Source organism: Plantactinospora solaniradicis (assembly GCF_042658085.1).
Taxonomy (GTDB): Bacteria; Actinomycetota; Actinomycetes; order Mycobacteriales; family Micromonosporaceae; genus Plantactinospora; species Plantactinospora solaniradicis.
On the sequence record NZ_JBHSPR010000010.1, the window covers coordinates 455,906 to 481,175 of the forward strand.

Sequence of the window (25,270 nt, forward strand, 5' to 3'; positions counted from 1 at the left end):
GTGCGGCGGCGCCGATACCCGCGATGAGCAGGGGCCTCGGGTCGGCCTGACCGGCGGTCAACGGCACGGGTCCCCTACTCATCGTGATGGTCTCTCCTAGAGAGCGTCGAGGCCGCGCTCGCCGGTGCGGACCCGGATCACGTCCTCGACCCCGGTCACCCACACCTTCCCGTCACCGATCTTGCCCGTGCGGGCGGCGGTGACCACCGCGTCGACCACCTTGTCGACGTCGATCTCGTCGGTCAGCACCTCGACCCGGATCTTCGGCAGGAACTCGACGGTGTACTCGGCACCCCGGTACACCTCCGTGTGTCCCTTCTGCCGTCCGTACCCCTGGACCTCGCTGACGGTCAGCCCCGCCACGCCGAGAGCGTGCAGCGCCTCCTTCACCGCGTCCAGCTGGTACGGCTTGATGACCGCGGTCACCAGCTTCATATCCAACCCCTCCATCGCAGTAACGTTAACCGGCGACCTTTTCGCTGACCGGAGTGGCGGGCTCGTCCGCCGCGGTGCTGGTGTTCGGCGTACCGATCCCGGCCATGGCGAAGGCGCCGCCACCGCCGCTGCCGGAGGCCGTGGAGAGGTCGTAGCCGCTCTCCGCGTGCTCCGCGAGGTCGATGCTGTCGACCTCGGCCTCGCCGCTCACCCGGAACCCGATGGTCTTCTCGATCGCGAAGGCCAGCAGCCAGGCGATCCCGAAGGACCAGACGGTGACGACCAGGCCGGCCAGGGCCTGCCGGCCGAGCTGGGTCGCGCCGCCGCCGTAGAAGAGGCCGTCGGAGGCGCCCACCACGTCGCTGATCGCGCCGTTGACGCTGTTGGTGGCGAACAGGCCGAGCCAGAGGGAGCCGATCCAGCCGCCGACGAAGTGCACGCCGACCACGTCGAGCGAGTCGTCGTAGCCGAGCTTGTACTTCAGGCCGACCGCGAGGGCGCAGACCGCACCGGCGACCAGGCCGAGGATCACCGCGGCCCAGGGCGCGATGAACCCGCACGCCGGGGTGATCGCCACCAGGCCGGCGATGGCACCGGAGGAGGCGCCGACCAGGGTCGGCTTGCCGCCCCTGATCCACTCGATGATGATCCAGCCGAGCACCGCGGCGGCGGTGGCGAGCTGGGTGTTGATGAAGGCCAGACCGGCCACCGAGTCGACGGTGAGTTCCGAGCCGGCGTTGAAGCCGAACCAGCCGAACCACAGCAGGCCGGCGCCGAGCGCCACCAGGGGGATGTTGTGCGGCTTCATGACCTCCTTGGGCCAGCCCAGCCGCTTGCCGAGCACCAGTGCGACACCGAGCGCGGCGGCACCCGCGTTGATGTGCACGGCGGTACCACCGGCGAAGTCGAGTGCGTGGATGTCGGCGCCGATGAACCCGCCGCCCCACACCCAGTGCGCGACCGGGAAGTAGACCAGGGTGGCCCAGCCGAACGCGAAGAGCAGCCAACCGGCGAACTTGGCCCGGTCGGAGATGGCGCCGCTGATCAGCGCGACGGTGATCACCGCGAAGACCATCTGGAACGCCATGAAGACGTAGAGCGGGATGCCGATGCCGCTGGGGTTCTCGGCGGTCGCACCCCAGAGGTCAGTCTCGGCCAGGAACGTCTTGGTGCCGAGGTACTGGGAGATGTCGCCCCAGAATCCGTTCACGTCCGAGCCGAACGCGACGCTGAAGCCGTAGAACCACCACAGAACAGAGATGAGCCCGATCGCGGAGAAGCTCATCATCATCATGTTGAGCACGCCCTTGGACCGGTTCAGGCCGCCATAGAACAGCGCCAGACCGGGCGTCATGAGCAACACGAGCGCCGTCGACACCAGCAGCCATACGGTGTTGCCGGAATCGATCGTCGGTGCTTCAGGCACGCTGGCCTCCTAAAGTTGGTTACCCTCCTTCCCGGCCCACCGAGGCAGCATCGCCCGTACGCCGGTTGCGCGGAAGCTTCGTGGCTCGCTGTTTCACCCGTGGTGCCCACGTGGTTTCCGCCGCGTGACGGGTTGTTTCCAACGTGTGAAGAAGCCCGCACCATCGATGGAACGGACGGGGGCATATCAGCCGAATAGCTCGCCGTAAATGAACGGAAAGCGACGCCCGGCTACCGCAGCGCGTACTCCAGGGTGTGCCGCTCGTAGTCCAGCAGCCGCAAATCACGCATCGGGCGGCGCAGGTGACCCTTGTGCACGATCCGGACGAACGCGGGATCACCGGCGGCAGCCATCCTGCGGATCCCCTCCACGTGGTCCACGATCCGCTTCCGGATGGTCCGCACCAGCCGGTGCCGGTCCCGGGGGATCAGCCCGTACGCGTCGGCGAACAGCCGCAGCCGGCGCGGCCGGTTGGGCCGTTGCCAGCCCAGGGTGTAGGAGTCCCGGTCGGAGAAGAGCGGCACCCAGGTCCAGGCCGCGTACGCCACGTCGTAGATCCGGGCGCCGGGCGAGGCGAGGTCGAAGTCGATCAGCGCGAGCGTGCCGTCGGGACGCCAGATCACGTTGTGCGGTGCGGCGTCGTGGTGACAGATCACCTCGGTGTCCGGCGGCGGTGGCCCGAAGGAGCGCCAGACCGCTCCGGGCGGCGGCTGGAAGCCGTACTGCGCGTCGTGGAACATCCGCAGCATCGTCGCGACCGTGACCAGCGCCTCGTCGGTGACCCAGTGCGGGGCGAGCGGGTACTCGCCACACTCCCCTTCCAGATACGACAGCACCTCGCGGTTGCGCGAGTCCATCCCGAGCGCCCGGGGTGAGCCGGTGAAGCCGACGTATTCAAGGTGGCGTAGCAGGGCGTGCACGGAGGGCGTCCACGGGCCCGCGTTGCGGCGGACGGTGTCACCCACCCGTACAACGGTGCTGACGTTCCCGCCGTGCAGCGGGATCTCCTGCGAAGTCACGTACGTCTCTCCCGAGGAGCGGCGCCGGATCGGTTGGCGCGGTCGCGCCCCGGGGGGACCGGGGCGCATTTGCAGAGTCCCCCGAGATTACGCGTCGACGCCAAGCGGCTCGGTGCCGAGTAGCGCGTCGACGAACTGCGCAGGATCGAAGGGCGCGAGATCGTCCGGACCCTCGCCCAGCCCGACCAGCTTGACCGGGATGCCGAGCTTGCGTTGCACCGCGATCACGATGCCGCCCTTCGCGGTGCCGTCGAGCTTGGTCAACACCACTCCGGTGACGTCCACCACCTCGGTGAAGACCCGGGCCTGTTCCAGGCCGTTCTGTCCGGTCGTGGCGTCGAGTACCAGCAGGGTCTCGTCCACCGGCCCGTGCCGGGACACCACCCGCTTGATCTTGCCCAGCTCGTCCATCAGGCCGACCTTGTTCTGCAACCGGCCGGCGGTGTCGATCAGGACCGTGTCGACGGACGCCTCGATCCCCCGCTGGACCGCGTCGAACGCCACGCTCGCCGGGTCCGCGCCCTCCGGGCCGCGAACCACCTCGGCGCCGACCCGGCTGGCCCAGGTGGTGAGCTGTTCGGCGGCGGCGGCCCGGAACGTGTCGGCGGCACCCAGCACCACGGTACGACCGTCGGCGATCAGCACCCGGGCGACCTTGCCGCAGGTGGTGGTCTTGCCCGCGCCGTTCACCCCGACCATCAGCAGCACCGCCGGGGTGTCGCCGGGCCGGGTGGCCCGCAGGGTCCGGTCCAGCGTCGGGTCCAGCGCGCTCACCAGTTCGTCGGCGAGCAGCCCGCGCAGCTCGCTCGCGCTGCGCGTGCCGAGCACGGCGGTACGCTCCCGCAGCCGGTCGACGATCACCCGGGTGGCCTCCACCCCGACGTCGGCGCCGATCAGGCTGTCCTCGATCTCCTCCCAGACCTCCTCGTCGAGATGATCACGGGAGAGCAGGGTCAGCAGGCCCTTGCCGAACACGTTCTGCGATCGGGACAACCGGGCACGCAACCGGACCAGTCGGCCGGCGGTCGGCTCCGGCCGCTCCACCGGCGGCGCCTCGACCGGCGGCACCTGCACCGGGGGTGCCGTCGGGGCCTCCACCGGAGGGGCCGCCAGCTCGGTCGGTGGCGGTGACGTCGGCACTGGCGGTACCGGCGGTGCCGGTGGGATGGGCGGTACCGGCGGTGCCGGCCGGCGACCTCGCCGGGTCACCACCGCCCCGACCGTCAGGCCCACCAGGAGCAGCAGCAGCACGGCAGCCACGGCCGCCATGACGACGATGTTGTCCATACGGCCGATCCTGTCAGACGCCGGGCGGCCCGGCGCAGCCGCCGCACCTGTGTCGGACGAACCGCCCGAGTAGGCTCGCCGCGAAGCTCCGGTAGCGCCACGGCCAACCGGGGTAGGAGGATTCCTCCACCACCCTCACCCGCTCGGAGGTCGTGCCATGCCCACCGCCCGGTTACTGATCGGCCCGGTCCTGCGCCGGGTGGTCGGATCCAGGGCCACTGTCTGGGTCGAGACCAGCGGGCCGGCTCTGGTCCGGGTCGGTACGTCGGAGGGTGCCGGCGGGGAGGCGACCACCTTCACCGCCTTCGACCACCACTACGCGCTGGTCGTGGTGGAGGGGCTGACGCCGGACAGGGCGACCCCCTACCAGGTTTTCCTCGACGACGAGCAGGTATGGCCGGAACCGGAGTCGAAGTTCCCGCCGAGCGCGATCCATACCCGCCGGGAGGACGACTCCGACGCCCGACTGATCTTCGGCTCGTGCCGGGAGACCACCCAGCACGCCACCGCGCGGAAGTTGCCGCCGGACGCGCTCGACGCGTACGCCCGGCGGTTGATCGCCGGGTACCACGCCGGCGCGGACGGCACGGACCCGGAGTGGCCGGATCTGATCGTGCTGCTCGGTGACCAGGTCTACGCCGACCAGACCTCGCCGACGGTCCGCAAGCTGCTCCGACGGCGGCGGCGCCGGACCGCCGGTGCCCCGGCCGACCAGGTGGTCAGCTTCGACGAGTACACCAAGCTGTACCTGGAGTCGTGGCGGGATCCGGAGATCCGCTGGCTGCTCTCCACCGTGCCGAGCGTGATGATCTTCGACGACCACGAGATCATCGACGACTGGAACACCTCGACCCCGTGGCGGGCGGAGGTGCACAGTCAGCCCTGGTGGCCGGAGCGGATCGCCAGCGGGCTCGCGTCGTACTGGGTCTACCAGCACCTGGGCAACCTGGAGCCGGACGAGATCGCGGCGGACCCGGTCTACGCCAAGGTGCTGGCGGCCGAGGACGCGACCTCGGTGCTCCAGGAGTTCGGCCAGCGGGTCGACGCCGAGGCGACCGGCTACGACGCCGCGCTGGGCGCCGGAACGGCACCCGCCGACGCGGCGGTGGCCGGGCGGTACCAGTGGAGCTACTCCCTGGACCTCGGCCGGACCCGGCTGGTGGTGCTGGACAACCGGTGCAGCCGGGTGCTGGACAAGAACCACCGGGCCATGCTCCCGCCGACCGAGTGGTCCTGGTTCATCGACCAGGTACACGGCGACTACGACCATCTGGTCGTCGGGTCGTCGCTGCCCTGGCTCCTTCCGCCCGGTATCCACCACCTGGAGTCCTGGAACGAGCGGCTGGCCGATTCGGACCGGCCCTGGGTGGCCGCGTACTCCGAGCGGCTGCGCCGGGCACTCGACCTGGAGCACTGGCCCGCGTTCCGCCGGTCGTTCGACGCGCTCGCCGAGGTCTTCGCCCGGCTCGGCAGCGGCGGCCCCGGACAGCCCGGCGACCGGGTCGGCACCGGTCCGGCGTACCCGCCGCCGGCGTCGATCAGCGTGCTCTCCGGGGACGTACACCACTCCTATGTCGCCCGGGCCCGCTTCGCCACCGAGGTCGCCACCCCGGTCCACCAGCTCACCTGCTCGCCGATCCACAACCAGATTCCGGCTCCGATGCGCCCGCTGCTGCGGGTCGGCTGGTGGCGCGGACCGTCCGTGGCGGCCCGTGCACTGGCCCGGACCGCCGGGGTACGCCAGCCGCCGGTGCGGTGGCGCCGACTCGACGGGCCCTACTTCGGCAACGCGGTGAGCACTTTGCGGCACGACGGCCGGTCGGCGGAGGTCACCATCGAGGGCACCTCGGCGGAGGGCAACCTGCTCACCGTCGCCCGCCGCCGCCTCACCGGGTGACCGCGCCGGCCGCCACCGGTCGAGCCGGCTGCGGCGGTCCGTCGGCGTCACCGGCGGCACCCGCGATCCGCAGGGCCTCGACGAGCTGCCGGTAGAGCTCGTCGGCGGCCAGCAGTTCCTCGTGGCTGCCCCGCGCCCTGACCCGTCCGGCCTCCATCACCACGATCGTGTCCGCGTCGATCACGGTGGAGAGCCGGTGCGCGACGGTGACGACCGCCCCGCCGGCCGCCCGGTCCCTGATCACCTCGTGGATCGCCGCCTCGGTGAGCCCGTCGATCTGCGCGGTCGCCTCGTCGAGAAGCAGCACGTCCGGGGTACGCAGGATGGCCCGGGCCAGCGCGATCCGTTGCCGTTCGCCGCCGGAGACCGACGACGAGGTGAGCGGGGTGTCCAGGCCCTCGGGCAGCGCGTCGAGCTTCGAGGTGAGCCGGACCTGCGCCAGTACGTCCCGTACCTCCTCCTCGGTCGCGTCCGGATAGGTGAACAGGAGGTTCTCCCGGATCGTGCCGGGGACCACCGGGCTCTCCTGTTCGACGTACGCGAGCCGCTGGCGGATCTCGCCGTGCGTGTGCTCGCGGTAGGGGCGGCCGTCGAGCCGGATCTCTCCCTCCTGCGGTTCGAGGAAGCGCAGGATGAGCGAGAAGAGCGTCGTCTTGCCCGCACCGGAGGGTCCGACGATCGCGGTGTGCCCGCGCCTCGGAATGTCCAGGTCGATTCCGCTGACCGCCGGTGCGGCGTCCGGCCCGTACCGCGCGGAGACGCCCCGCAGTTCGAGCACCGGTCCGGGGCGGGAGCGGCGTCCGTCGAGCGGGTCGCCTTCCGGCCGATGCCCGTCGACGCGTACCGCCCCGGCGTCCGGGCTCTCCACCTCGATGTCGGCGACCTGGCGGATCCGGCCCGCCGCCGCGATGCCCGACTGGAGGGCGGTCACGTTCTGACTGATCTCGGTGATCGGGCCCATCAGGTTGAACGCGTACAGCAGGAAGGCGATCAGGCTGGACACCTCGAGTTGTCCCTCGCCGACCCGCCACGCGCCGATGCCGAGGATCAGGATGATGGCGAGTTGGATGCCCGACCAGACGATGGTCCAGGCCATCGCCTCGCGCCGGGCCGCGTGGACGCTGAACCTCGCCACCTGGCGCGCCTCGGCGAGGATCCGCTCGGACTGCCGGTGCTCGGCGCGGCTCACCTTCACCGTCCGGATCGCCCGCAGCGCGCCCTCCAGCACCCCGCCGAGCCGGCCGAGATGCTCCTGGGACCGCTCGTGCGCCTTGGCGATCGACGGCATGAGTACGGCGAACATCAGCGCGACCACGATCACCGCGCCCACGGTGGTGCCGAGCAGCACCAGGTCGAGCACGCCCATCAGGACCAGCGTGCCGGCCATCATGACCGTGCCGTTGATCAGGCCGATGATGCTCGACGACGCGGCCTGGTGCAGTAGCACGGTGTCCGAGGTGACCCGGGCGACCAGTTCACCGGTCGGTCGGCGGGTCACCTCCGGCACGGTGGCCCGGAAGAAGCGCCGGATGATCGACTCGCGCGCGTCCAGCACGATCCGTTCACCCAGGGTGCCGAGCAGAATCCACTGCCACAGCCAGATCGCGCTGCCGACCACGAGCAGTACGGCCAGCGCCGTTATCGGCCCGGACAGCGACGCCGATCCGCCGAGCGAGTCGAGCACCCACTTGGTGACCATCGGCGACGCCAGCCCGGCCGCCGATCCGAGGAGAGCCAGGAGCAGGCCGAGGGCCAGCTTGCCGGTGTGCGGTCGGGCGAAGGACCAGAGGATCCGTAGCCTCCCCCAGGAGAGTTGATCAGTGCCAACCTCTTTCGCTACAGACATGCCCCCTAGTGGAGCACATGTGTTCCATTAGGGACAACCGATATTTCAAGATGGGTTCGATGTTGTCTAGACTTGCTCGCATGGCGGTAAGGGACAGCGTCGACGTCGAGAGCCGGGCCCGGGCCCGTACCCGGAGGGCGATCCTCGACGCCGCGATCACCGTCCTGTCGCAGCACAGCGCCGCCTCCCTCGCCGACGTCGCCGACGCCGCCGGGGTGGGACGCACCACCCTGCACCGCTACTTTCCCGAGCGCGCCGACCTGATGACCGCGCTCAGCGCCGACGTGCTCGCCCGGATCGACGCCGCCGCCGAACGGTCCCAGCTCGACCGGGGTCCCGCGCCGGATGCCCTGGAGCGGCTCTGCCAGGAACTCTTCGAACTCGGCGACATCCTGATGTGCGTCTTCTCCCAGCCGGAACTGGTCAACACCCAGGCCTGGGAGGAGTGCAGCGAGGCGGACAAGGCGCTGATCCGGCTCGTCGAGCGCGGCCACGCCGAGGGCACCCTCGACCCGGGCCTCGATCCGATCTGGGTCCAGCAGGTGCTCTGGTCACTGCTCTACGCGGCGTGGCAACACACCCGGGAGCACTCCGTCTCCAAGCACCGGGCACTCGGCCTGTGCCTGCGCAGCCTCCGCAAGGTCGTCGCCGCCAGCCCCGCCTGAGTCGCCGACCCCGGCGGAGTCACCGGAGCGGGCTGACCGGTGCGGGCTGACCGGTGCCGGCCCCCGATGATCATGAAATCATGACCGGATGACCTGGACCGCTCCTGAGATCGACCGTGAACGCGCCCCGGTCGTCGCCGACGAACGCAGCATGCTCGACGCCTGGCTTGATTTTCACCGGCAGACCCTGCTCAGCAAGTGCGCGGGGCTCACCGCCGAGCAACTTCGGACCGCCAGCGTCGAACCTTCGAACATGACCCTGCTCGGCCTGGTCCGGCACTCGGCCGAGAACGAGCGGTGGTGGTTCCGGCAGCAGTTCGCCGGCCTGGACCTGCCGTACCACTACTACACGGAGGAGCAGCGGGACCGCGACTTCGAGGACGTGGCCACGGCCGACCCGGAAGCCGATCTCGCCATCTTCCACGAGGAGATCGAACTGGTCCGGCAGACGGTCGCCGGCCGCTCGCTGGACGAGACGTTCGTCGGACCCAGGGGCCGGGACATCAGCCTGCGTTGGGTGTACGTGCACATGATCGAGGAGTACGCCCGGCACAACGGCCATGCCGACCTGATCCGCGAACGGATCGACGGTACGACCGGCGAGTGACGTCCCGGCCACCGGTGAAAGCCCACCTGCCGGCGGCCGCGCCCGGCGGCCCCGTAGGCGGAGGGCCGCACTGTGACCAGCCGGGCGATAGTGTGCTGGGCGACCCGAGGGGAGGGGGCGCCGGAGATGGTCCAGGTGGACACGGCCGTGCTACGGGCGGCGGCCAAGCGGTTGCGGGACGAGGCGGCGGATGCGGTCGGCCAGGCGGTCAAGGCGACCCAGAGCACCGAGGGCGGCACGCTGGTGGGCCTCGCCTTCGACCAGTACGGCAGTTACGACGGCTACCGGGCGGTCTCGGAGGCGTGGCGCGCCGAGCTGGGCAGCCTCGCCGAGGCCCTGCGCCAGCTCGCCGACGCGCTGGACAAGGCGGCCGACAACTACGACCAGTCCGACGCCGCCGCCGCCGCGCGGTTCGGTGGAGGGCCCCGATGAGCGACGACAACCTCCCGCTGCCCCGGCTCAAGGAGATCCAGCGCGACGTCAACGACCAGAACGGCTTTTGGAACGCGGGCGCCCTGCACTACTCCATCCGGGACGCCCTGCAGGTGAGCGGGCCGGCTGGCACACCGTCCACCCTGGAATCGATCGCCGCCGACTACGACAAGGCCGGGAAGAGCCTCGACGCCGCGCTGATGACGGTCGGCGAGATCCGCCGTGGGCAGTTGCCCGCCGTCTGGGCGGGCGAGAGCCGGGTCGCGGCAGGTGAAGCGCTCGCCGCTGCCGAACGCGGTCTGGAGCGCGGCGTCGGCGTGCTGGGCAAGGTCACACACGAGCTACGTGGGCTGGCCGGTGCCGTCGAAGGCGGGAAGAAACGCGACAGCGGCGCCCTTCCTCCGCTCCAGGAAGCGTACGGCCTGACCGAGGATGTCACCGCCGGGCCCTTCACCGACCCGCTGCACTACGACGGCGACAAGATGAACCGCGCTCAGCAGCTCGCGATCGGTGCCATGGCCGAGCGGGTCGGAGCACACAGCAGCGTCGAGGAGGCGTCCCGCGAGGCGAGCAGCACGTTCCACGACCTCGCCTCCCAGGCCAGGTTGCGGCGGTTGGCCGACTCGCCGCTGTCCGCCCTGGACGAACTGCTGATCGCCGACGCGGGCAGCACCGGCGACAGTGTGGACTCGGCGATCCTGTCCGCCTCGATGGCCGACCGGGCGGCCGATCGTCTCGGCGCGATGAGCGAGGCGGACCGGGCCCGGATGGAGGCGCTGCTGGCCGGGGCGGACAGCCCGGAGCAGCGCGCCTACCTGATGCGCGCCCTCGCGGCCGGCTACGACATGGACAGGATCACCGAGTTCAACCGGCTGATCGAGCCGTACGGCAACGACCCGGCCTGGCTGCGCGAGCATCTCAACCCGCTGGGTGCGGGCGGTCAGATGCCGACCGGGCAGCAGCGGGACACGACGTTCGACGGCACGGAATGGACGCAGGGGCAGTATCCGACCTGCGTGGCGTCCTCCACCGTCACCGCCCGGGCCCAGGTCGACCCGCTCTACGCGCTGCAGCTCACCACCGGCGGCCATCCGGGCGACCCGGCGTACGACAACGGCACGGCGTTCGGCGAGCGGCTCCGGGACGAGCAGGTCCGGGTCTACGACGGCGGTCGCTCCTGGTACCAGGACCTGCCGTTGATCGGCAGTGACGGGATGAGCAACGACCAGTCCGAGACGATCGCCGACGAGGAGATCGGCTCCCGTACCGGTGCGAACTACGAGAGCCGCGATGTCGACAACGCGGACGAGCGCCGCGCGGTCCTGCCGGAGATCGAGCGCGCGGTGGACGAGGGCCACGCGGTGCCGTTCTCCAGCCGGGACGACAGCGGTGGGCACCAAATGATGGTCATCGGCCACGAGGGCGACCGGTTGCAGGTCTACAACCCCTGGGGCTACACGGTCTGGGTCAACGAGGACGACTTCGTCAACGGCCGCCTCGACTCGATCGGCAACGGCGTACCGACCGAGCTGACCAGCGTCCGGCTGCCGGAGTGAGGAGGACGGAATGACCCACCCGAGGATGGACGAGGACGAGCTGCGGACCATCGACGTACCGGCCGCGCTGGCCGCCGGGCTGCGAGCGGGCAGGCCGCCGGCCGGGGAGGTCACGGTGGCCGGAGCACTCGCGGCCGACCGGCTCGGCACCCGTCCCCGCTCCCTGACGTTCCTGGCCGAGGTGGTCCGGCGGGGCGGTACCGGGTACGCGGTCACCCTCCCGGAGCCGCTGCCGACGCCGGAGCAGACCGCGCTCGCCGCGACCTGGCTGGAGGCGGCGAACTCGAACCCGGAGCAGGGTCCGGAGTACGACGAGACGGTGGCCCGCTGGCTGGAGAACGTGGCCCTGGTCGTGGCCGCCCGCCGCAAGGCCCGAGGCGGCACGCCGGACTGAGGTCCAGCAGACCGTCACCGACGCCTCAGGAGATCGTCACCGTCGGCTTCAGGAAATCGTCACCGTCCAGGTGACCGTCTCCGACGCCGCCCTGGTGCGCTCGTTGCCGCAGCCCTGGAAGCAGTTCGTCACGGTGATCGTCACCTGGCCGGCGCGTTCCGCGTCGAACCGGAAGTAACGAGTGCCTCCACCGCCACCGTTCGCCGCGCCGAACAACCTGTCGATGAGGCTGTCCGACACCAGTTCGTCCCCGACCAGCGCCACCCGGTCGGCGGGGTCGGCCGAGGCGGTCCAGTCGTCGCCGACGGACGCTCCCCGGTCCGGCACCCGCACCGAGAACGGGTCCCCGACGTCCACAGTGGCGCTGGCGGTCTCCCGGTCCAGGACGGTGCCGTACCGAAGGTTCCGCCGGACCGCCGGACCGGCGACCGCCACGACGGCGATCAACACCACCACGAGCGCGACACCGATGAGCACGATGCGTCTGGGAGAGGCCACGGCCGACGACGATACCGTGGACGGGTCCGCCCCGGGCCCGGCCGTCGGTCAGATGGCCAGCGCCGCCCGCAGGTAGCGCAGGTCGTCCGGCCCGGTCCACCGGTACGCCGAGAGCCCGGCGACCCGGGCACCACGGATCGAACGGTCCTCGTCGTCGACGAACAGCACCTGGGCCGGCGGGGCGCCCACGGCTAGACAGGCCTGCTGGAAGTACTCCTTCGCCGGCTTGTGCACGCCCAGCGCCGAGGAGTTGACCACCACGTCGACCTCCTCGGTCAGGCCGAGCAGCGCCAGGTCGGCCTCGAGCAGGTCGGTGGCGTTGGTGGCCAGTCCGACCCGTACGCCGGCGGCCCGCGCCTCCCGGACGAACGCCAGTACGTCCGGGTCCACCGTCCCCCGGTCCGCCTGCCATTCGTCGACCGCCGCCTGCATCCGCTCCCGGTCCCGGCCCGGTCCGGCGAGCGCGTCCGCCACGGCGACCATCCAGTCGGCGTGGGTGAGCTGCCCGGTGACCGCCGGACGCAGCAGCGCCCACTGCATCGCGATCTCCAACAGCACGCCGGCCGGCAGGTCGTAGCGGCGCTCCACACCGGCGGCCACCTCGGGATCCCACCGCCGCAGGACCCCGTCCAGGTCCACCAGCAGTGCGGTCGGGCGCTCCCGGGGCATCAGTCCTCCTCGTTGCTGAGACGCTGGCTGATCACCTGGGTGACGCCGCTGCGCATGGTGACGCCGTACAGGGCGTCGGCCACCTCCATGGTGCGCTTCTGGTGGGTGACGACGATCAACTGGCTCTTCTCCCGCAACTGGGCCATCAGGGTGATCAGGCGGCCGAGGTTGACGTCGTCGAGCGCCGCCTCCACCTCGTCCATGATGTAGAACGGGCTGGGCCGGGCTCGGAAGATCGCTACCAGCATGGCGACGGCGGTCAGCGACCGCTCGCCACCGGAGAGCAGCGACAGCCGCTTGATCTTCTTGCCCGGCGGCCGGGCCTCGACCTCGACGCCGGTGGTGAGCAGGTCCTCCGGGTCGGTCAGCACCAACCGCCCCTCGCCGCCGGGGAAGAGCACGGTGAAGACCTGCTCGAACTCCCGGGCGGTGTCGGCGTACGCGCTGGCGAAGACCTCCAGGATCCGGTCGTCCACGTCCTTGACGACGGTGAGCAGGTCCTTGCGGGTCGCCTTGAGGTCTTCGAGCTGCTCGGAGAGGAACTTGTACCGCTCCTCCAGGGCGGCGAACTCCTCCAGGGCCAGTGGGTTGACCTTGCCGAGCAGGGCCAGCTCGCGCTCGGCCTTGGCGGCCCGCTTCTCCTGCACCGGCCGCTCGAACGGCACCGGCTCGGGCGCCGGCCGGTCGTCCCGCTCGGCGGCGGCGATCTCGGCCTGGGTCGGCGGTACAAGCTGCTGTGGGCCGTACTCGGCGACCAGGGTCTCCACGTCCAGCCCGAAGTCCTCGGCCGCCTTGGCCTCCAGCTGCTCGATCCGCAGCCGCTGCTCGGCCCGGGCCACCTCGTCCCGGTGCACCGCGCTCGTCAACCGTTCCAGGTCGGCGCTGAGCCGCTTGGCCGCGCCGCGTACCTCCTGGAGTTCGGCTTCCCGGGCGGACCGGGCCTGCGCCACGGCGTCCCGGGTCTGCTCGGCCGCCGACAGCGAGACCGCGAGCCGGGTCAGCGCCTCCCGGGCGCCGATCTCCACCGCTCGGGCGATGGTGGCGCCCCGGGCCCGGGCGGCCCGCCGGGCGGCGGCCCGTTCCCGGGCGGCCCGCTCGGCCGCCGCCTGCCGGGCGAGCGAGTCGGCCCGGCCGGCGATCGAGGCGACCCGCTCCTCCGCGGTACGCACCGCGAGCCGGACCTCCATCTCGTTCTGCCGGGCCGGCGGCAGGTACCGGGCCAGCTCGTCGCGCTCCTCCGTGGACGGCTCGGCGTCGATCGGGGTGGCCTCGGCCAGCCGGAGCCGCTCCTCCAGCTCGGCCAGGCCGGCGAGGTCGCGGTCCCGCGCCTGCTGGGCCCGGTCCCGGGACTCGGCCAGCCGGTCCATCTCGGCCTTCGCCGACCGCGCGGCCCCGCCCAGCTCGGCGAGCCGGCGGGCGGCGGCGTTGCGCTGCCCCTCCGCCTCCCGCTTGACGGCTGCGGCGGCGGCGACGCGTTGCTTGTGCTCGGCCACCTCCTCGCGGGCCGCGCCGAGCTGTTCGCGCAGTTCGGCGATGGTCTGCTCGGCGGTCGCCCGGTTGGTCCGGGCCTCCTCGACCGCGGCCTGCACCTCCAGGTAGCTGGGCGCCTTGGCCGAACCACCGGCGGCCGCGTACCCGCCCACCACGTCGCCGTCGGAGGTCACCGCGCGCAGTTCGGGGTTGTCGGCCACCACCCGGGTCGCCGTCTCCAGGTCGTCGACCAGGATCACGTCCCGCAGCGCCCGGTGCACCGCCGGGCGTACCTCGTCGGGGCAGCCCACCAGGTCCGGCGCCCACCGGGCCCCGGCCGGCAGCGCCGGACGCAGCGCGTCGGCCGTACCGATCATGCCCGGCCCGGCCTGCCCGCCGACCAGCAGGTCGGCCCGGCCGGCGTCCTGGATCTTCAGCCACCGCATCGCCTCGGCCGCCTCGTCGACCCCGGCCACCGCGACCGCGTCGGCGAGGCTGCCGAGCGCGGCGGCGAGCGCCGCCTCGTGGCCCGGCGCGACGGTCAGCAGCCCGGCCAGGCTGCCCAGCAGTCCCGGTACCTGGTCGGCGCGGGCCAGCAGGGCTCCGGCGCCGTCCTTGCGGCGCAGGCCCATGGCCAGCGCCTCCTCCCGGGCCTTCCAGGTCGCCGCGTCCTTCTCCGCCGCGCGCTCGGCGTCGGAGAGCGCGCGTACGGTGGCCGCCGCCGCCTCCTGCGCGGCGACCGCCTCGGCGTGCCGGGCGTCCAGGTCCGCGTTGTCCCGGTCGGCCTCGCTGGACCGCTCCGCGACCGCGTCGAGTTCGGTCTGGGTCTGCTCGGCCCGGACCTGCGCATCGGCGTGCGCGGCGGCGAGCCGGGCGATCTCCTCGGCCGCCGAACCCGTCCGGGCACGGGCCGAGTTGACCTGCCCGGTCAGCTTGGCCAGCCCCTCCCGACGGTCGGCGATCGCCTTGGCGGCGGCGACGAGCGACCGCTCCGCCTCGGCGAGCTGGCGCTCCAGCTGCTGTCGGCTCTCCACCGCCTCGGCCAGCCGGATCTGGTCGTCGGTGAGCGCGGCCCGCAGTTCCTCCTCGTGCGCACGCACCTCCTCGGCCTCGGCTTCGAGCCGGTCGGGGTCGCGGCCGGGGCGCTCGTCGTCCGGGGTGGCGCTGAGGTGGCGCAGCCGCTCCCGGGCCAACTGCTCGGTCGAGCGGAACCGCTCCTGTAGCGCGGAGAGCTGGTACCAGGTGTCCTGGGCGCGGGTGAGCAGCGGGGCGTCCTCGGCCAGCGCCGCCTCCAGCTCGGCCAGCCGGGTCTGTACCTCGGCGTGCTCCCGCTCGACCTGCTCGCGGCGCTGCCGCAGCGCCGCCTCGTCGGCGATCTCCTTGTCCAGCGTGGAACGCAGCGTGGCCAGGTCGTCGGCGAGCAGCCGCAGCCGGGCGTCGCGCAGGTCGGCCTGGATCCCCTGCGCCCGCCGGGCCACCTCGGCCTGCCGGCCGAGTGGCTTGAGCTGGCGGCGCAGCTCCGCGGTCAGGTCGGTCAACCGGTTCAGGTTGACCTGCATCGCGTCGAGCTTGCGGAGGGCCTTCTCCTTGCGCTTGCGATGCTTGAGTACGCCGGCCGCCTCCTCGATGAACGCCCGCCGGTCCTCCGGCTTCGCGTGGAGTACGGCGTCCAACTGCCCCTGGCCGACGATGACGTGCATCTCCCGGCCGATTCCGGAGTCGGAGAGGAGTTCCTGGATGTCGAGAAGCCGGCAGGAGTCGCCGTTGATCTCGTATTCGCTCTCGCCGGACCGGAACATCCGTCGGGTGATCGACACCTCGGTGTAGTCGATCGGCAGCGCGCCGTCGGTGTTGTCGATCGTCAGGGTCACCTCGGCGCGGCCCAGCGGGGCCCGGCCGGCAGTGCCGGCGAAGATCACGTCCTCCATCTTGCCGCCGCGGAGTGCCTTGGCACTGTGCTCGCCGAGCACCCAGGCGATCGCGTCGACGACGTTGGACTTGCCCGAGCCGTTGGGTCCCACCACGCAGGTGATTCCCGGCTCCAGCTTGAAGGTCGTGCTGGAGGCGAAGGACTTGAAGCCCTTCACCGTCAGGCTCTTGAGATACACGCTCTCGATCCTCGTCCGACGTGACCGCCGGGCAGACTCGCCGCTTCCCGGTCGTTCCGCTCCCCGGTCCCGCCCGGCCCGACCGCGACCGGATTCGCCGGCCCGGTCGGCCGCGACCGGACGCCGGAGGAGATGGCTCGCTCCCGGCGGTGGGAGCCTGGTCAACCCGCAGGGTAACCCGGGATTCGACGCCCTGCCCGACGCGGCACGCACCGATCAGCGTATCGGATCACCCGGAACCCCTTCCGGGGCAGGACCGGACCCGGGCGGCTCAGGTCGTCCCCGGTCGGTCCGGATGTCGCATGGTCGGGCACCGACAGTCGGCCCGGATACAGAACTGCGCGCCGCCACGGACGTGTCGGCGCGCGATTTCTGGGTGCGTTTCAGTTGTCAGGCTGGGGCGCCGGTGACCCGGCGCCCGGAAGCTCAGGTCAGCGCGGGCTCGGCCAGCCGCAGCAGGTCATCTGCCTCGGCGACCGCCGCAGCGAGCCGATCGTTCTCGGCGCGCAACCGCGTAGTCTCGAACTCCAGTGCCTGAACCCTGGCACGCAGTCGGGTGACCTCGTCGAGTAGGCGCCGGTCTTGCGCCGCACCAACGTGGCCGTAGAGGGCCTTCGCCATATCGTCTCCTTGTAATGCGCTGCCGGAAAGGCCGGCCAACGCGCGCCCAACTCGTTCGCGACTACCTACCCGCAGGCAAAACGCGGGCATGGTCGGGCGCGACTGGCGACACTTCTATAGTGTGCCGATGTCCCGGCTGAGTCAAGTTCCACCGGGGCGCGGGCCACCTGTGCTGTCCACCACCCGGAACCGAGGGCTGCCGCAAGGCACGAACCAGGTCGCTGTTCGGACATCAGGAGTGTACCGCCAGTCGATGTCTCATCTGGTAACACCCCAGGCCAGCGGCCCGATCCCGCTCGCGGGCCTCCTCTTAACTCTTCCTTAGCCGCGTTGCCCCTGGCCAGGGGCCCGCGTAGCGTCCGCACGGTCGGAGAGCGGAACGAGTGGAGGTATTGGCGTGCACGGGTGGAACGAACCGGACGACCGGGACGAGGGCCCATGGGGGCCCGTCCAGCCGGCCGGTCGGGCCCAGGCGCCGGCCCGCTCGGAATATCCGGACAGCTCGGAGCCGGACCTGACGGCGGAACTCGGCACCTTCGCGCTCGGCTCGGAACACGGCACCTTCGAACCGGACCCCGAAGTCGAGACGGGGCGGGGGCGGACCGGAGCCGTACCCAGGTGGACGAGGTCCGGCGACCGGCAGCCGGACGGTCGCGGCGGCGCTCCCGCGCTGGCCCACCGGCAGGCCGATCAGCCCGGTGGTACCGGACGGCACCGGCGGCCGAGCCGCCTGCCCGGGCCGGTGGGTCTGGGGATCGCCGTGACCGCCCTGCTCGGCCTGTTCGGCGTCGGAGCCGCTCTCCTTCCGCCCAGCCTCGCCGACGCGCCCGCCGCCCGCCCGAACCAACCCGCCGCCGATGCGGCCGCCCCCGACGGGTTCGACGAGCCGACGGTGCCGCTGGACGAGCCGACCGAAGTCGACGACGAAACCGCCGCACCCACCCCCACCGCCACCCCCGTCCCACGGGCGACGCCGAAGCCCACGGCCACCACCGCCAGGCCGCCCCGGACGACCAGACCGCCGGTGCGTCGTACGTCCGCCCGGGCCCCGGCCGCCGCCAGCCAGACCGGGGACAGCCGGGAGGCGCAGGTGCTGGAGATCGTCAACCGCGAGCGCGCCGCCAACGGCTGCGGCTCGGTAGTGATCAACAGTGACCTGGCCGAGGCGGCCCGGCTGCACAGCCAGGACCAGGGCGAGCACACCAACATGTCGCACACCGGCAGCGACGGCAGCGATTTCGTGGAGCGGGCCCGGCGGGCCGGATACGACAGCCCGATCGGCGAGAACGTGGCGATGGGCTACGCCACCCCGGCCGCGGTGATGGAGGGCTGGATGAACAGCTCCGGACACCGCGCCAACATCCTGAACTGCAACGCGAAGGCGATGGGTGTCGGGGTGGCCACCGGAGCCGACGGCCGGCTGTACTGGACCCAGGTGTTCGGCTCGGCCGCCTGACCCGTACGCCGCCCTTCGGCGTGCCCGCCGCACCGGCTGACTCGTTGGCCGGTACGAGGGGGTGTGCGGCTGTGAACACCGCGGCTCACTGAGGTGCCGAGGAGCCGGGCCACGGGACTGCTGCTCGCGGTCGGGCTGCTGCTGCTCCTGCCCGGATGCCGCCTGCTCCCGAACCGCTCCGCCCCGGTGCCGCCCTGGCCGGGTAGCCCCGCCCCGAGCTGGCAGTGGCAGCTCAGCGGACCGCTCGACCCCACCGTCGACGCCGAGGTGTACGCGCTCGACGTCTTCCGCACCTCGCTGGAGGAGGCCCGCCGGCTCCGGGCCGACGGCCGGCGCCTGATCTGTTCCGTGGAGGTCGGGATCTTCCAGGAGTCCCGCCCCGACGCGACTCGGTTCCCGGCCGCCGTGCTGGGCCGCCCGGCCGGGGTACCCGGTCAGCCGAAGGGCGCCGCCCCGCGCGGCCGGTGGCTGGACATCCGGCAGTGGTCGACCCTCGAACCGGTGCTGGCCGACCGGTTCCGGCTCTGCCGGGGCAAGGGCTTCGTCGCCGTACTGCCGGTCGGGATGGACTCGTACATCCGCCGGAGCGGGTTCCCGTTGACCTTCGACGACCAGCTCACCTTCAACCGCCACGTCGCCGAGCTGGCCCGGCAGACCCGGTTGGCTCCGGGACTGACCAACGACATCGAACAGGTGATGGCGTTGGAGCCGTACTTCGACTTCGTGGTCAACGAGGAGTGCTTCCGGCGTACGGAGTGCGACCGGCTGATGCCGTTCGTGGACGCCGGCAAGCCGGTGTTCCACGTCGAGTACGAGGGGTCGGCCGTCGACTTCTGCACCGCCACCGTCGGCTACGGCTTCAGCTCCATCCGCAAGGACCGTAACCTCGGCGTACGCCGCGACACCTGCCCGCTCTGAGCCGCGCCCGCGCCGCCGCGCTGAGCGGCCCCGCGCGAAGCGGCGCCGCGCGTCGTCACCTCGGCGCCGCTGTGCGGGGTCGGGGCTGGCAGCGGGGACAGCTGAACGACGAGCGGTTCATGAATGCCTCCCGGCGGACCAGCGCGCCGCAGTGCCGGCACGGCAGCCCCTCCCGGCCGTAGACGTTCAGCTCCCGGTCGAAGTAGCCGCTCTCGCCGTTGACGTTGACGTACAGCGCGTCGAAACTCGTGCCGCCCTGCTTGAGCGCCTCTCCCAGCACGTCGCGGACGTGCCCGAGCAGCCGGGTGATCGCCGGACCGGTGAGCGCGTCGGTCGGCCGGGCACCGTGCAGGCGGGCCCGCCAGAGCGCCTCGTCGGCGTAGATGTTGCCGACGCCGGAGATCAACGTCTGGTCCAGCAGCGCCCGCTTGATCTCCGTACGACGCCGACGTACCGCGGCCACGAAGCCGGCGTCGGAGAACTCCGGATCCATCGGGTCCCGGGCGATGTGCGCGATCTCCGACGGCAGGGTCGCACCGTCCTCCGAGACCGAGAGGCCACCGAAGGTGCGCTGGTCCACGAAGCGGAGTTCCGGCCCGCCGTCGTCGAAGGTGAACCGGATCCGCAGATGGATCTCGTCGGCCGTCTCCGCCGGCCGGACCAGTAGCTGCCCCGACATGCCCAGATGCCCGATGACCGCGTCACCGCTGTCCAGCGGCAGCCAGAGGTACTTTCCGCGGCGGCAGGCGGAGAGGATCGTCCGGCCGGCGAGCACCGCCGCGAAGTGCTCGGCACCGGCGAGGTGCCGGCGGATGGCGCGCGGATGCCGTACCTCGACGGCCGCGATCCGGCGGTTGGTCACCCAGCGGCTCAGGCCCTCCCGGACCGTCTCCACCTCGGGCAGTTCAGGCATGTGACCCTCGATCAGCTCGGCGTGCTGGACCCACCGGTGGAACCCCCGGCCGGCGCGGTACGGGAACCTGTGGCGGGATCGGTCGCCGGATCCGCGTGATGCCCCGGAGCGGCCACCAGATCGACCGCGGCATCGATGCCCACGGTCGCGTCGGCACCTGCGCCGGATTCGGCCCCGGCGGCAACCTCCGGAGCATGGCCGTCGTCGACCGCCGCGACCGGAGCACCCGGCGACGGCGCGACCGGAGCACCCGGCGACGGCGCGGCAGCCGGCTCGACGGCGTCCTCGCCCTGGTCGGAGAGGGTCCGCCAGGCCGCCTCGGCGGCCCGCTGCTCGGCCTCCTTCTTGCTGCGGCCATCAGCGCCGCCGTACTTCCGGCCGGCAACCACCACCCAGGCGGTGAAGGTCTTGGCGTGATCCGGGCCCGCCTCGTCGATCCGGTACTCGGGAACGCCGAGTCCCAGCGCGGCGGTCAGCTCCTGGAGGCTGGTCTTCCAGTCCAGCGCCGCCCCACGCCCGGCCGACTCCGCCATCAGCGGGTCGAAGAGCCGGTGGATGACGATCGCCACGGTGTCCAGCCCGTACTGGAGGTAGATCGCGCCGAGCAGGGCCTCGAGCGTGTCCGCGAGGATGCTCGCCTTGTCCCGGCCGCCGGTGCTCTCCTCGCCCTTGCCCAACAGCAGGTAGGGCCCGAGACCCGCCGGGCCGAGCCGCCGGGCCACGTCGGCCAGCGCCCGCATGTTGACCACGCTGGCCCGCAACTTGGCCAGTTGTCCCTCGGGCAGGTCCGGATGGTTGTGGAACAGCGCCGTCGTGATCACCACGCCCAGCACCGAGTCACCGAGGAACTCGAGCCGTTCGTTGGTCGGCAGGCCACCGTTCTCGTACGCGAAGGAGCGGTGGGTGAGGGCCCGCTCCAGCAGCTCCGGGTCCAGGGCGACGCCGAACGCCGCTTCGAGGTGGGTGATCGGCGGTCGCCGCCGCTTGTCCTTGGTCATGCCGTTACCTCGGTGTCGGTGATGCGGTTGGCCCCCGTCAGTTCGGCGAGCAGCGTGGATACCGCCGCGATGGCCCGGCGGCGGTGCAGGTGGGCGGCGAGCGCGATGCCGGAGGCGACGTCGTCGCCCCGGGCCGCGCCGTGGCAGACCACCACGACGCCGGCCACCCCCAGCAGCGCGGCGGCCCGTGGGGCACCGCCGCCGGCCGGCGGACCTCCGGCCATGGCGTACGCGCCTTCGATCCCCTTGAGCAGTACGTTGCCGGTGAAGCCATCGGTGACCACCACGTCGGCGCGGGCACCGAGGGCCACGTCGTGTCCCTCGACGAGCCCGACGTACCGGCCGTCGGCCGGCAGTGGCTGATCGGCGATCACCGGATCGGCGGCCCGCCGGGCCCGGTCGCCCTTGCCGGTCTCGGTGCCGATGGACAGCAGACCGACCCGGGGTTCGGACACCCCGTGCGCGACGGCGGCGTAGGCCGCGCCGAGCACGGCGTGCCGGGCCAGGGTGGCCGGACGGGCCTCCAGCGAGCCACCGACGTCGAGCAGTGCGACCGGACCGTCGAGGGCCGGCAGGGTGGCGATCAACGCCGGACGCCGGACGCCGGGCCAGCGACCGAAGCCGAGTACGGCGGCGGTCACGGTGGCACCCGTCGAACCGGCCGAGACGACGGCGTCGGCCGCTCCCTCGGCCACGGCGGCCACCGCCGCCCGGATGGTGCTGTCCGAGCGGACGAGCGCGGCGGGGTCCCCGGTCATCGCGACGGCCTCGCGTACCGGCCGGACGGCAACCCGGTCCCGCTCAGCGGGCCGGAGCATGGCGATCAGCTCGTCGGCGACCTCAGCCGGGCCGACAAGCAGGAGACGCAGATCGGGGTCAGCGCCGAACGCCCGCAGAGCGCCGTCAACCACGACGGCGGGAGCATCGTCCCCGCCGAGGAGGTCGACGGCGATCCGCACGGTGCCCGGCTCCACGGGAACGCCGGCCGGCCGAAGTCGGTCGGCGGCGGCGGGAGCCGGCACACCGGGCAGTCGCCAGGGCGGGTGCGCCGCCCGACCAGAGGTCGGTGGCGTCACTCGGGATCCAGGTCAGACCTCGATGACCTGGCGGCCGTTGTAGGTGCCACAGACGCTGCAGGCCGCGTGCGGCAGCTTCGGCGACTTGCACTGCGGGCAGGCGACGGTCGCGACCGCCGTGGTCTTCCAGTTCGCCCGGCGGGACCGGGTGTTGCTGCGCGACATCTTGCGCTTGGGGACGGCCACGGTTCTTCCTACTCTTCTTGACGGGTCAGTTGCGACAGGCCCGCCCAGCGGGAGTCGACCTGCTGGTGGCTGTGGTCAGCCGGCAGTTCGTCCCACTGCACCCCACACTCGGGGCACAAGCCTGGGCAGTCTTCCCGGCACACGGGGTTGGTCGGCAGTGCGAGCACCACCGCGTCCCGCAGTACCGGTTCCAGGTCGATCAGGTCGCCCTGCATCCGGCCCACCTCGTCCTCTTCGGTGGTCTCGACCGTGGTGCTGTGCTCGTAGGCGTACAGCTCCTGGATCGGGACGACCAACGAGTCCGTGATCGGGCGCAGGCAGCGGCCGCACTCGCCCTTGACGGGACCGGTGACGGTCCCGGAGACGAGTACGCCCTCGGACACCGACTCGAGCCTCAGGTCGAGGCTCAGTTCCGCGCCCTCCGGCACGCCGATCAGCTCCAGCCCGAGGTCTGCCGGTGCCGGTGCCGTCCGAGCGACCGTACGCAGCACTCCAGGACGGCGCGGCAGTTCCCTCGTGTCGAGGACCAGCGGCGACCTGGGGTTGAGGTGGGTCGGCAGATGCTTGGGCATAGTCAGACTCCGGCCTGTGCGAGGCCGACGAAACAGGTTACCTGAGCAGCGGGCTTAGCGTCGAATTGGGGCAGGCCAGCCCGGTCCTGAACGGCTCGGACCGGGTCGGCGATCCGGACGGCGCGCTCAGAACGGCAGAGGACGTTCATTCTCCTCCCCAGCGAAGGTACCGATCTCCCGCAGCGCGTGCATCTTGTCCCGGCCGCGCTCGATGGAGGCCAGCGCCCGGGTCAGGAACTGCTCGAAATTGGCCAGCGCGGTGTCGACGTAGTCGTCGACCTCCTCGCGGAGCCGCTGGGCCTCGGCCCGGGCCTCGGCGACGATCCGGGCACCCTCGTGCTCGGCGGAGACGGTGATCTCGTTGACCGAGACCAGCCGGGCGTGTTCCGCCTCACCCTCGCTGATGATCCGGTCCGCCTCGCGCTTGCCGGCATCCATGATCTTGTCGCGCTCGTCCAGCAGAGCCGCCGCCCGACGCAGGTCGACGGGCAGTTCGACGCGCAGTTCCTCCAGGGCACCGATCATTTCAGCGCGGTCGACCATGGCGTTGTTGCGGGACATCGGGACGGAACGCGCCGTCTCCACCATGCCGATGATCTCGTCTATGCGATCGAGCGGGTCCACCGGTACCTCACTCCCGTCGTTGCTTCGGTCGACATACATGATGGGGTGTCAGACCGGATTACTGCTCAACCAATGATGCGGTGCGCCCCGGACCGGGCTGGCGATCGACCCGGGACCGGCGCGTCGCCGCAGGCCAACGGGCGTCTGAGGCTGGCCGGAAAGGCTGGTCGCCGAGCCGGGCGGCGCCGGCGTCGAGGCCGGCGGACCGGTCACCGGGACCGGGCGGGACCGTCGCCGGTCAGGAACCCGGACGGACCAGCCGTTCCCGCAGGCGCTCACGGACCACGTCCGGAACGTGCGGGGAGACGTCACCGCCCCATTTGGCGACGTCCTTGACCAGGCTCGAGGAGAGAAACGAATAGAGCGGGCTGGTGGGCATGAACAACGTCTCGACCCCGGCCAACCCGATGTTCATCTGGGCCATCTGCAACTCGTAGTCGAAGTCGCTCACCGCCCGCAACCCCCGGACGACGACAGCGGCCTGCTGGGTACGGCAGAAGTCGACCAGCAGACCCTGGAACGACTCCACCCGTACGTTGCCGTCGGGGGCGGTCACCTCGCGGAGCATGTCGATCCGCTCGTCGACGGTGAAGAGCCCACGCTTGGACTCGTTGATCAACACGCCGACGATCACCTCGTCAAACAGTCGGCTCGCCCGACCGATGATGTCCAGGTGACCGTTGGTGACCGGATCGAAGGAGCCGGGACAGACCGCACGTCTCACGATCGGCGACCGTACCAAAGAGTGGTCTCGCCGTAACGGCGGCTGCGCTCGGCAGTGATTCCCTGCACCCAGTCGACCGGTCCGGTCCGGGTGGACCGCTCCAGCACCAGCAGGGCGTCCGGGGCCAGCCAGCCGTTGTCGCGCAGCGCCACCTGCACCACCGCGAGGTCGGCGTCCGGTACGGCGTACGGCGGGTCGGCGAAGACGACGTCGTAGCGACCGCCCTCGGGCGGTGTGCCGAGCACCTGGGCGACCTTCCCGGTGACCAGTCGGGCGGTGCCGCTCAGTGGGCTCGCCGGGGTCGAGCGCAGCGCGGCGAGGTTCTCCCGGATGATCCGGGCGGCCCGGGGATCGGACTCCACCAGGAGCACCTGGGCGGCGCCCCGGGACAGCGCCTCCAGCCCGACCGCGCCGGAGCCGGCGTACAGGTCGGCGAAGCGCGCACCGGTCAACTCCGTCATCGACTCGACCGCGCTGAACAGTGCCTCCCGGACCCGGTCACTGGTCGGCCGGGTGTTCGCCCCGGGCGGCGCGGAGATCCGGCGTCCACCGAGCACTCCCGCGACGATCCGGGTCATCCCGACTTCCTCTCCATGGGCCCGACGCTACGCGATGATCCGGTCTCGCCTCCGGAAGGCTGGCAACGGACAAAACGACAGGGCGCACGCACCGAGGGAGATAGCTCCATCACCGCCCGTTTATCAATCATCTCGAATTCACAACATCATCGTTAGAGAAGCCTGAAGAGTATCCGCGTTCGACGGCAATCGCTAAGGTCGTGCGCTGTGCCGGCTGCGTCTTGCCGGCCTACGACGCCAGGAAGGCAATTTTCGCAGGTCGCGCCGTACCGGCAGCGGCCCTCATCGCCATTCC

Annotated in this window: 24 protein-coding genes and 1 pseudogene; 8 read left to right on the top strand and 17 right to left on the bottom strand. The window is 71.7% G+C overall.

What is annotated here, in order from left to right:
- Window positions 1-96: 96 nt before the first annotated feature.
- From ACFP2T_RS14560 to ftsY, 4 genes are all read right to left on the bottom strand, one after another.
- Entirely contained in the window at window positions 97-435 is a 339-nt protein-coding gene (locus ACFP2T_RS14560; RefSeq protein WP_196205300.1) for a P-II family nitrogen regulator, read from the bottom strand.
- 25 nt (window positions 436-460) lie between these two features.
- Window positions 461-1,861, bottom strand: coding sequence for an ammonium transporter (locus tag ACFP2T_RS14565; protein WP_377421675.1), 1,401 nt, complete (start codon window positions 1,859-1,861; stop codon window positions 461-463).
- 230 nt (window positions 1,862-2,091) lie between these two features.
- Entirely contained in the window at window positions 2,092-2,949 is an 858-nt protein-coding gene (locus ACFP2T_RS14570) for an aminoglycoside phosphotransferase family protein (RefSeq protein WP_377421677.1), read from the bottom strand.
- An 18-nt stretch (window positions 2,950-2,967) separates the two neighbouring features.
- Window positions 2,968-4,167, bottom strand: a complete 1,200-nt coding sequence (gene ftsY / locus ACFP2T_RS14575) for a signal recognition particle-docking protein FtsY (RefSeq protein WP_377421679.1) — start codon at window positions 4,165-4,167, stop codon at window positions 2,968-2,970.
- Between the two features lie 157 nt (window positions 4,168-4,324).
- Here ftsY and ACFP2T_RS14580 point away from each other — a divergent pair, with 157 nt between their 5' ends.
- Window positions 4,325-6,064, top strand: coding sequence for an alkaline phosphatase D family protein (locus ACFP2T_RS14580; RefSeq protein WP_377421681.1), 1,740 nt, complete (start codon window positions 4,325-4,327; stop codon window positions 6,062-6,064).
- Here ACFP2T_RS14580 and ACFP2T_RS14585 read toward each other — a convergent pair.
- A complete protein-coding gene (locus ACFP2T_RS14585) occupies window positions 6,054-7,910 on the bottom strand; it encodes an ABC transporter ATP-binding protein (RefSeq protein ID WP_377421683.1) in 1,857 nt (618 codons plus the stop codon). The genes ACFP2T_RS14580 and ACFP2T_RS14585 overlap by 11 nt on opposite strands.
- A gap of 80 nt (window positions 7,911-7,990) precedes the next feature.
- Here ACFP2T_RS14585 and ACFP2T_RS14590 point away from each other — a divergent pair, with 80 nt between their 5' ends.
- The 5 genes from ACFP2T_RS14590 (at window position 7,991) to ACFP2T_RS14610 (ending at window position 11,564) form a co-directional block, all read left to right on the top strand.
- The gene (locus ACFP2T_RS14590; protein WP_377421685.1) at window positions 7,991-8,575 is read left to right on the top strand and encodes a TetR/AcrR family transcriptional regulator; all 585 of its coding nucleotides are present in this window, start codon (window positions 7,991-7,993) and stop codon (window positions 8,573-8,575) included.
- Between the two features lie 88 nt (window positions 8,576-8,663).
- Entirely contained in the window at window positions 8,664-9,182 is a 519-nt protein-coding gene (locus ACFP2T_RS14595) for a DinB family protein (RefSeq protein ID WP_377421686.1), read from the top strand.
- 126 nt (window positions 9,183-9,308) lie between these two features.
- A complete protein-coding gene (locus ACFP2T_RS14600; RefSeq protein WP_377421687.1) occupies window positions 9,309-9,614 on the top strand; it encodes a WXG100 family type VII secretion target in 306 nt (101 codons plus the stop codon).
- Window positions 9,611-11,170: a hypothetical protein gene (locus ACFP2T_RS14605; RefSeq protein ID WP_377421689.1), complete on the top strand. Its 1,560-nt coding sequence runs from the start codon at window positions 9,611-9,613 to the stop codon at window positions 11,168-11,170. The genes ACFP2T_RS14600 and ACFP2T_RS14605 overlap by 4 nt, the downstream gene beginning before the upstream one ends.
- A gap of 10 nt (window positions 11,171-11,180) precedes the next feature.
- Window positions 11,181-11,564 carry a hypothetical protein gene (locus tag ACFP2T_RS14610; RefSeq protein ID WP_377421691.1) on the top strand — a complete coding sequence of 128 codons (384 nt, stop codon included), beginning with the start codon at window positions 11,181-11,183 and terminating at the stop codon, window positions 11,562-11,564.
- Window positions 11,565-11,612: 48 nt separating this feature from the next.
- Here ACFP2T_RS14610 and ACFP2T_RS14615 read toward each other — a convergent pair whose 3' ends face one another.
- The 4 genes from ACFP2T_RS14615 to ACFP2T_RS14630 all read right to left on the bottom strand — a co-directional run bounded on the left by ACFP2T_RS14615 (window position 11,613) and on the right by ACFP2T_RS14630 (window position 16,930).
- Window positions 11,613-12,062 carry a protease inhibitor I42 family protein gene (locus ACFP2T_RS14615; RefSeq protein ID WP_377421693.1) on the bottom strand — a complete coding sequence of 150 codons (450 nt, stop codon included), beginning with the start codon at window positions 12,060-12,062 and terminating at the stop codon, window positions 11,613-11,615.
- Between the two features lie 48 nt (window positions 12,063-12,110).
- A complete protein-coding gene (locus tag ACFP2T_RS14620) occupies window positions 12,111-12,731 on the bottom strand; it encodes an HAD-IA family hydrolase (RefSeq protein WP_377421695.1) in 621 nt (206 codons plus the stop codon).
- On the bottom strand, window positions 12,731-16,309 hold the full coding sequence (gene smc / locus ACFP2T_RS14625) for a chromosome segregation protein SMC (protein ID WP_377421697.1): 3,579 nt from the start codon (window positions 16,307-16,309) through the stop codon (window positions 12,731-12,733). Before smc ends, ACFP2T_RS14620 begins: the two co-directional genes overlap by 1 nt.
- Window positions 16,310-16,735: 426 nt before the next feature.
- Window positions 16,736-16,930: a hypothetical protein gene (locus tag ACFP2T_RS14630; protein WP_377421699.1), complete on the bottom strand. Its 195-nt coding sequence runs from the start codon at window positions 16,928-16,930 to the stop codon at window positions 16,736-16,738.
- Window positions 16,931-17,327: 397 nt separating this feature from the next.
- On the opposite strand from ACFP2T_RS14630, the gene ACFP2T_RS14635 reads away from it, so the two are divergent.
- Both ACFP2T_RS14635 and ACFP2T_RS14640 read left to right on the top strand, forming a co-directional pair.
- A complete protein-coding gene (locus ACFP2T_RS14635) occupies window positions 17,328-18,386 on the top strand; it encodes a CAP domain-containing protein (RefSeq protein ID WP_377421701.1) in 1,059 nt (352 codons plus the stop codon).
- 93 nt (window positions 18,387-18,479) lie between these two features.
- Window positions 18,480-19,304, top strand: a complete 825-nt coding sequence (locus ACFP2T_RS14640) for an endo alpha-1,4 polygalactosaminidase (protein ID WP_377421703.1) — start codon at window positions 18,480-18,482, stop codon at window positions 19,302-19,304.
- 55 nt (window positions 19,305-19,359) lie between these two features.
- Here ACFP2T_RS14640 and mutM read toward each other — a convergent pair whose 3' ends face one another.
- The 8 genes and pseudogenes from mutM to rsmD all read right to left on the bottom strand — a co-directional run bounded on the left by mutM (window position 19,360) and on the right by rsmD (window position 24,975).
- Window positions 19,360-20,217, bottom strand: coding sequence for a bifunctional DNA-formamidopyrimidine glycosylase/DNA-(apurinic or apyrimidinic site) lyase (gene mutM / locus ACFP2T_RS14645; protein WP_377421705.1), 858 nt, complete (start codon window positions 20,215-20,217; stop codon window positions 19,360-19,362).
- A 245-nt stretch (window positions 20,218-20,462) separates the two neighbouring features.
- Window positions 20,463-21,215: pseudogene (gene rnc / locus ACFP2T_RS14650) on the bottom strand (ribonuclease III); the annotation flags it as partial.
- Window positions 21,212-22,189, bottom strand: coding sequence for a phosphate acyltransferase PlsX (locus ACFP2T_RS14655; RefSeq protein WP_377422831.1), 978 nt, complete (start codon window positions 22,187-22,189; stop codon window positions 21,212-21,214). The pseudogene rnc and the gene ACFP2T_RS14655, both read right to left, overlap by 4 nt.
- 114 nt (window positions 22,190-22,303) lie before the next feature.
- Window positions 22,304-22,477: a 50S ribosomal protein L32 gene (rpmF, locus tag ACFP2T_RS14660; protein WP_192767583.1), complete on the bottom strand. Its 174-nt coding sequence runs from the start codon at window positions 22,475-22,477 to the stop codon at window positions 22,304-22,306.
- An 8-nt stretch (window positions 22,478-22,485) separates the two neighbouring features.
- A complete protein-coding gene (locus tag ACFP2T_RS14665; RefSeq protein WP_377421707.1) occupies window positions 22,486-23,049 on the bottom strand; it encodes a YceD family protein in 564 nt (187 codons plus the stop codon).
- A gap of 126 nt (window positions 23,050-23,175) precedes the next feature.
- Window positions 23,176-23,673, bottom strand: coding sequence for a hypothetical protein (locus ACFP2T_RS14670; RefSeq protein ID WP_192767581.1), 498 nt, complete (start codon window positions 23,671-23,673; stop codon window positions 23,176-23,178).
- 238 nt (window positions 23,674-23,911) lie between these two features.
- Window positions 23,912-24,397 carry a pantetheine-phosphate adenylyltransferase gene (coaD, locus tag ACFP2T_RS14675; protein ID WP_377421709.1) on the bottom strand — a complete coding sequence of 162 codons (486 nt, stop codon included), beginning with the start codon at window positions 24,395-24,397 and terminating at the stop codon, window positions 23,912-23,914.
- Complete coding sequence (gene rsmD / locus ACFP2T_RS14680; RefSeq protein WP_377421711.1) at window positions 24,394-24,975, bottom strand: 16S rRNA (guanine(966)-N(2))-methyltransferase RsmD; 582 nt, start codon at window positions 24,973-24,975, stop codon at window positions 24,394-24,396. Before rsmD ends, coaD begins: the two co-directional genes overlap by 4 nt.
- Window positions 24,976-25,270 lie beyond the last annotated feature (295 nt).

What these genes read in the sequence shown, in the direction of transcription:
- ACFP2T_RS14560 (WP_196205300.1), bottom strand. Translation starts at nt 435, where the DNA reads ATGAAGCTGGTGACCGCGGTCATCAAGCCGTACCAGCTGGACGCGGTG.
- ACFP2T_RS14570 (WP_377421677.1), bottom strand. Translation starts at nt 2,949, where the DNA reads ATGCGCCCCGGTCCCCCCGGGGCGCGACCGCGCCAACCGATCCGGCGC.
- ftsY (WP_377421679.1), bottom strand. Translation starts at nt 4,167, where the DNA reads ATGGACAACATCGTCGTCATGGCGGCCGTGGCTGCCGTGCTGCTGCTG.
- ACFP2T_RS14580 (WP_377421681.1), top strand. Translation starts at nt 4,325, where the DNA reads ATGCCCACCGCCCGGTTACTGATCGGCCCGGTCCTGCGCCGGGTGGTC.
- ACFP2T_RS14585 (WP_377421683.1), bottom strand. Translation starts at nt 7,910, where the DNA reads ATGTCTGTAGCGAAAGAGGTTGGCACTGATCAACTCTCCTGGGGGAGG.
- ACFP2T_RS14590 (WP_377421685.1), top strand. Translation starts at nt 7,991, where the DNA reads ATGGCGGTAAGGGACAGCGTCGACGTCGAGAGCCGGGCCCGGGCCCGT.
- ACFP2T_RS14595 (WP_377421686.1), top strand. Translation starts at nt 8,664, where the DNA reads ATGACCTGGACCGCTCCTGAGATCGACCGTGAACGCGCCCCGGTCGTC.
- ACFP2T_RS14600 (WP_377421687.1), top strand. Translation starts at nt 9,309, where the DNA reads ATGGTCCAGGTGGACACGGCCGTGCTACGGGCGGCGGCCAAGCGGTTG.
- ACFP2T_RS14605 (WP_377421689.1), top strand. Translation starts at nt 9,611, where the DNA reads ATGAGCGACGACAACCTCCCGCTGCCCCGGCTCAAGGAGATCCAGCGC.
- ACFP2T_RS14610 (WP_377421691.1), top strand. Translation starts at nt 11,181, where the DNA reads ATGACCCACCCGAGGATGGACGAGGACGAGCTGCGGACCATCGACGTA.
- ACFP2T_RS14620 (WP_377421695.1), bottom strand. Translation starts at nt 12,731, where the DNA reads ATGCCCCGGGAGCGCCCGACCGCACTGCTGGTGGACCTGGACGGGGTC.
- ACFP2T_RS14630 (WP_377421699.1), bottom strand. Translation starts at nt 16,930, where the DNA reads ATGGCGAAGGCCCTCTACGGCCACGTTGGTGCGGCGCAAGACCGGCGC.
- mutM (WP_377421705.1), bottom strand. Translation starts at nt 20,217, where the DNA reads ATGCCTGAACTGCCCGAGGTGGAGACGGTCCGGGAGGGCCTGAGCCGC.
- ACFP2T_RS14665 (WP_377421707.1), bottom strand. Translation starts at nt 23,049, where the DNA reads ATGCCCAAGCATCTGCCGACCCACCTCAACCCCAGGTCGCCGCTGGTC.
- rsmD (WP_377421711.1), bottom strand. Translation starts at nt 24,975, where the DNA reads ATGACCCGGATCGTCGCGGGAGTGCTCGGTGGACGCCGGATCTCCGCG.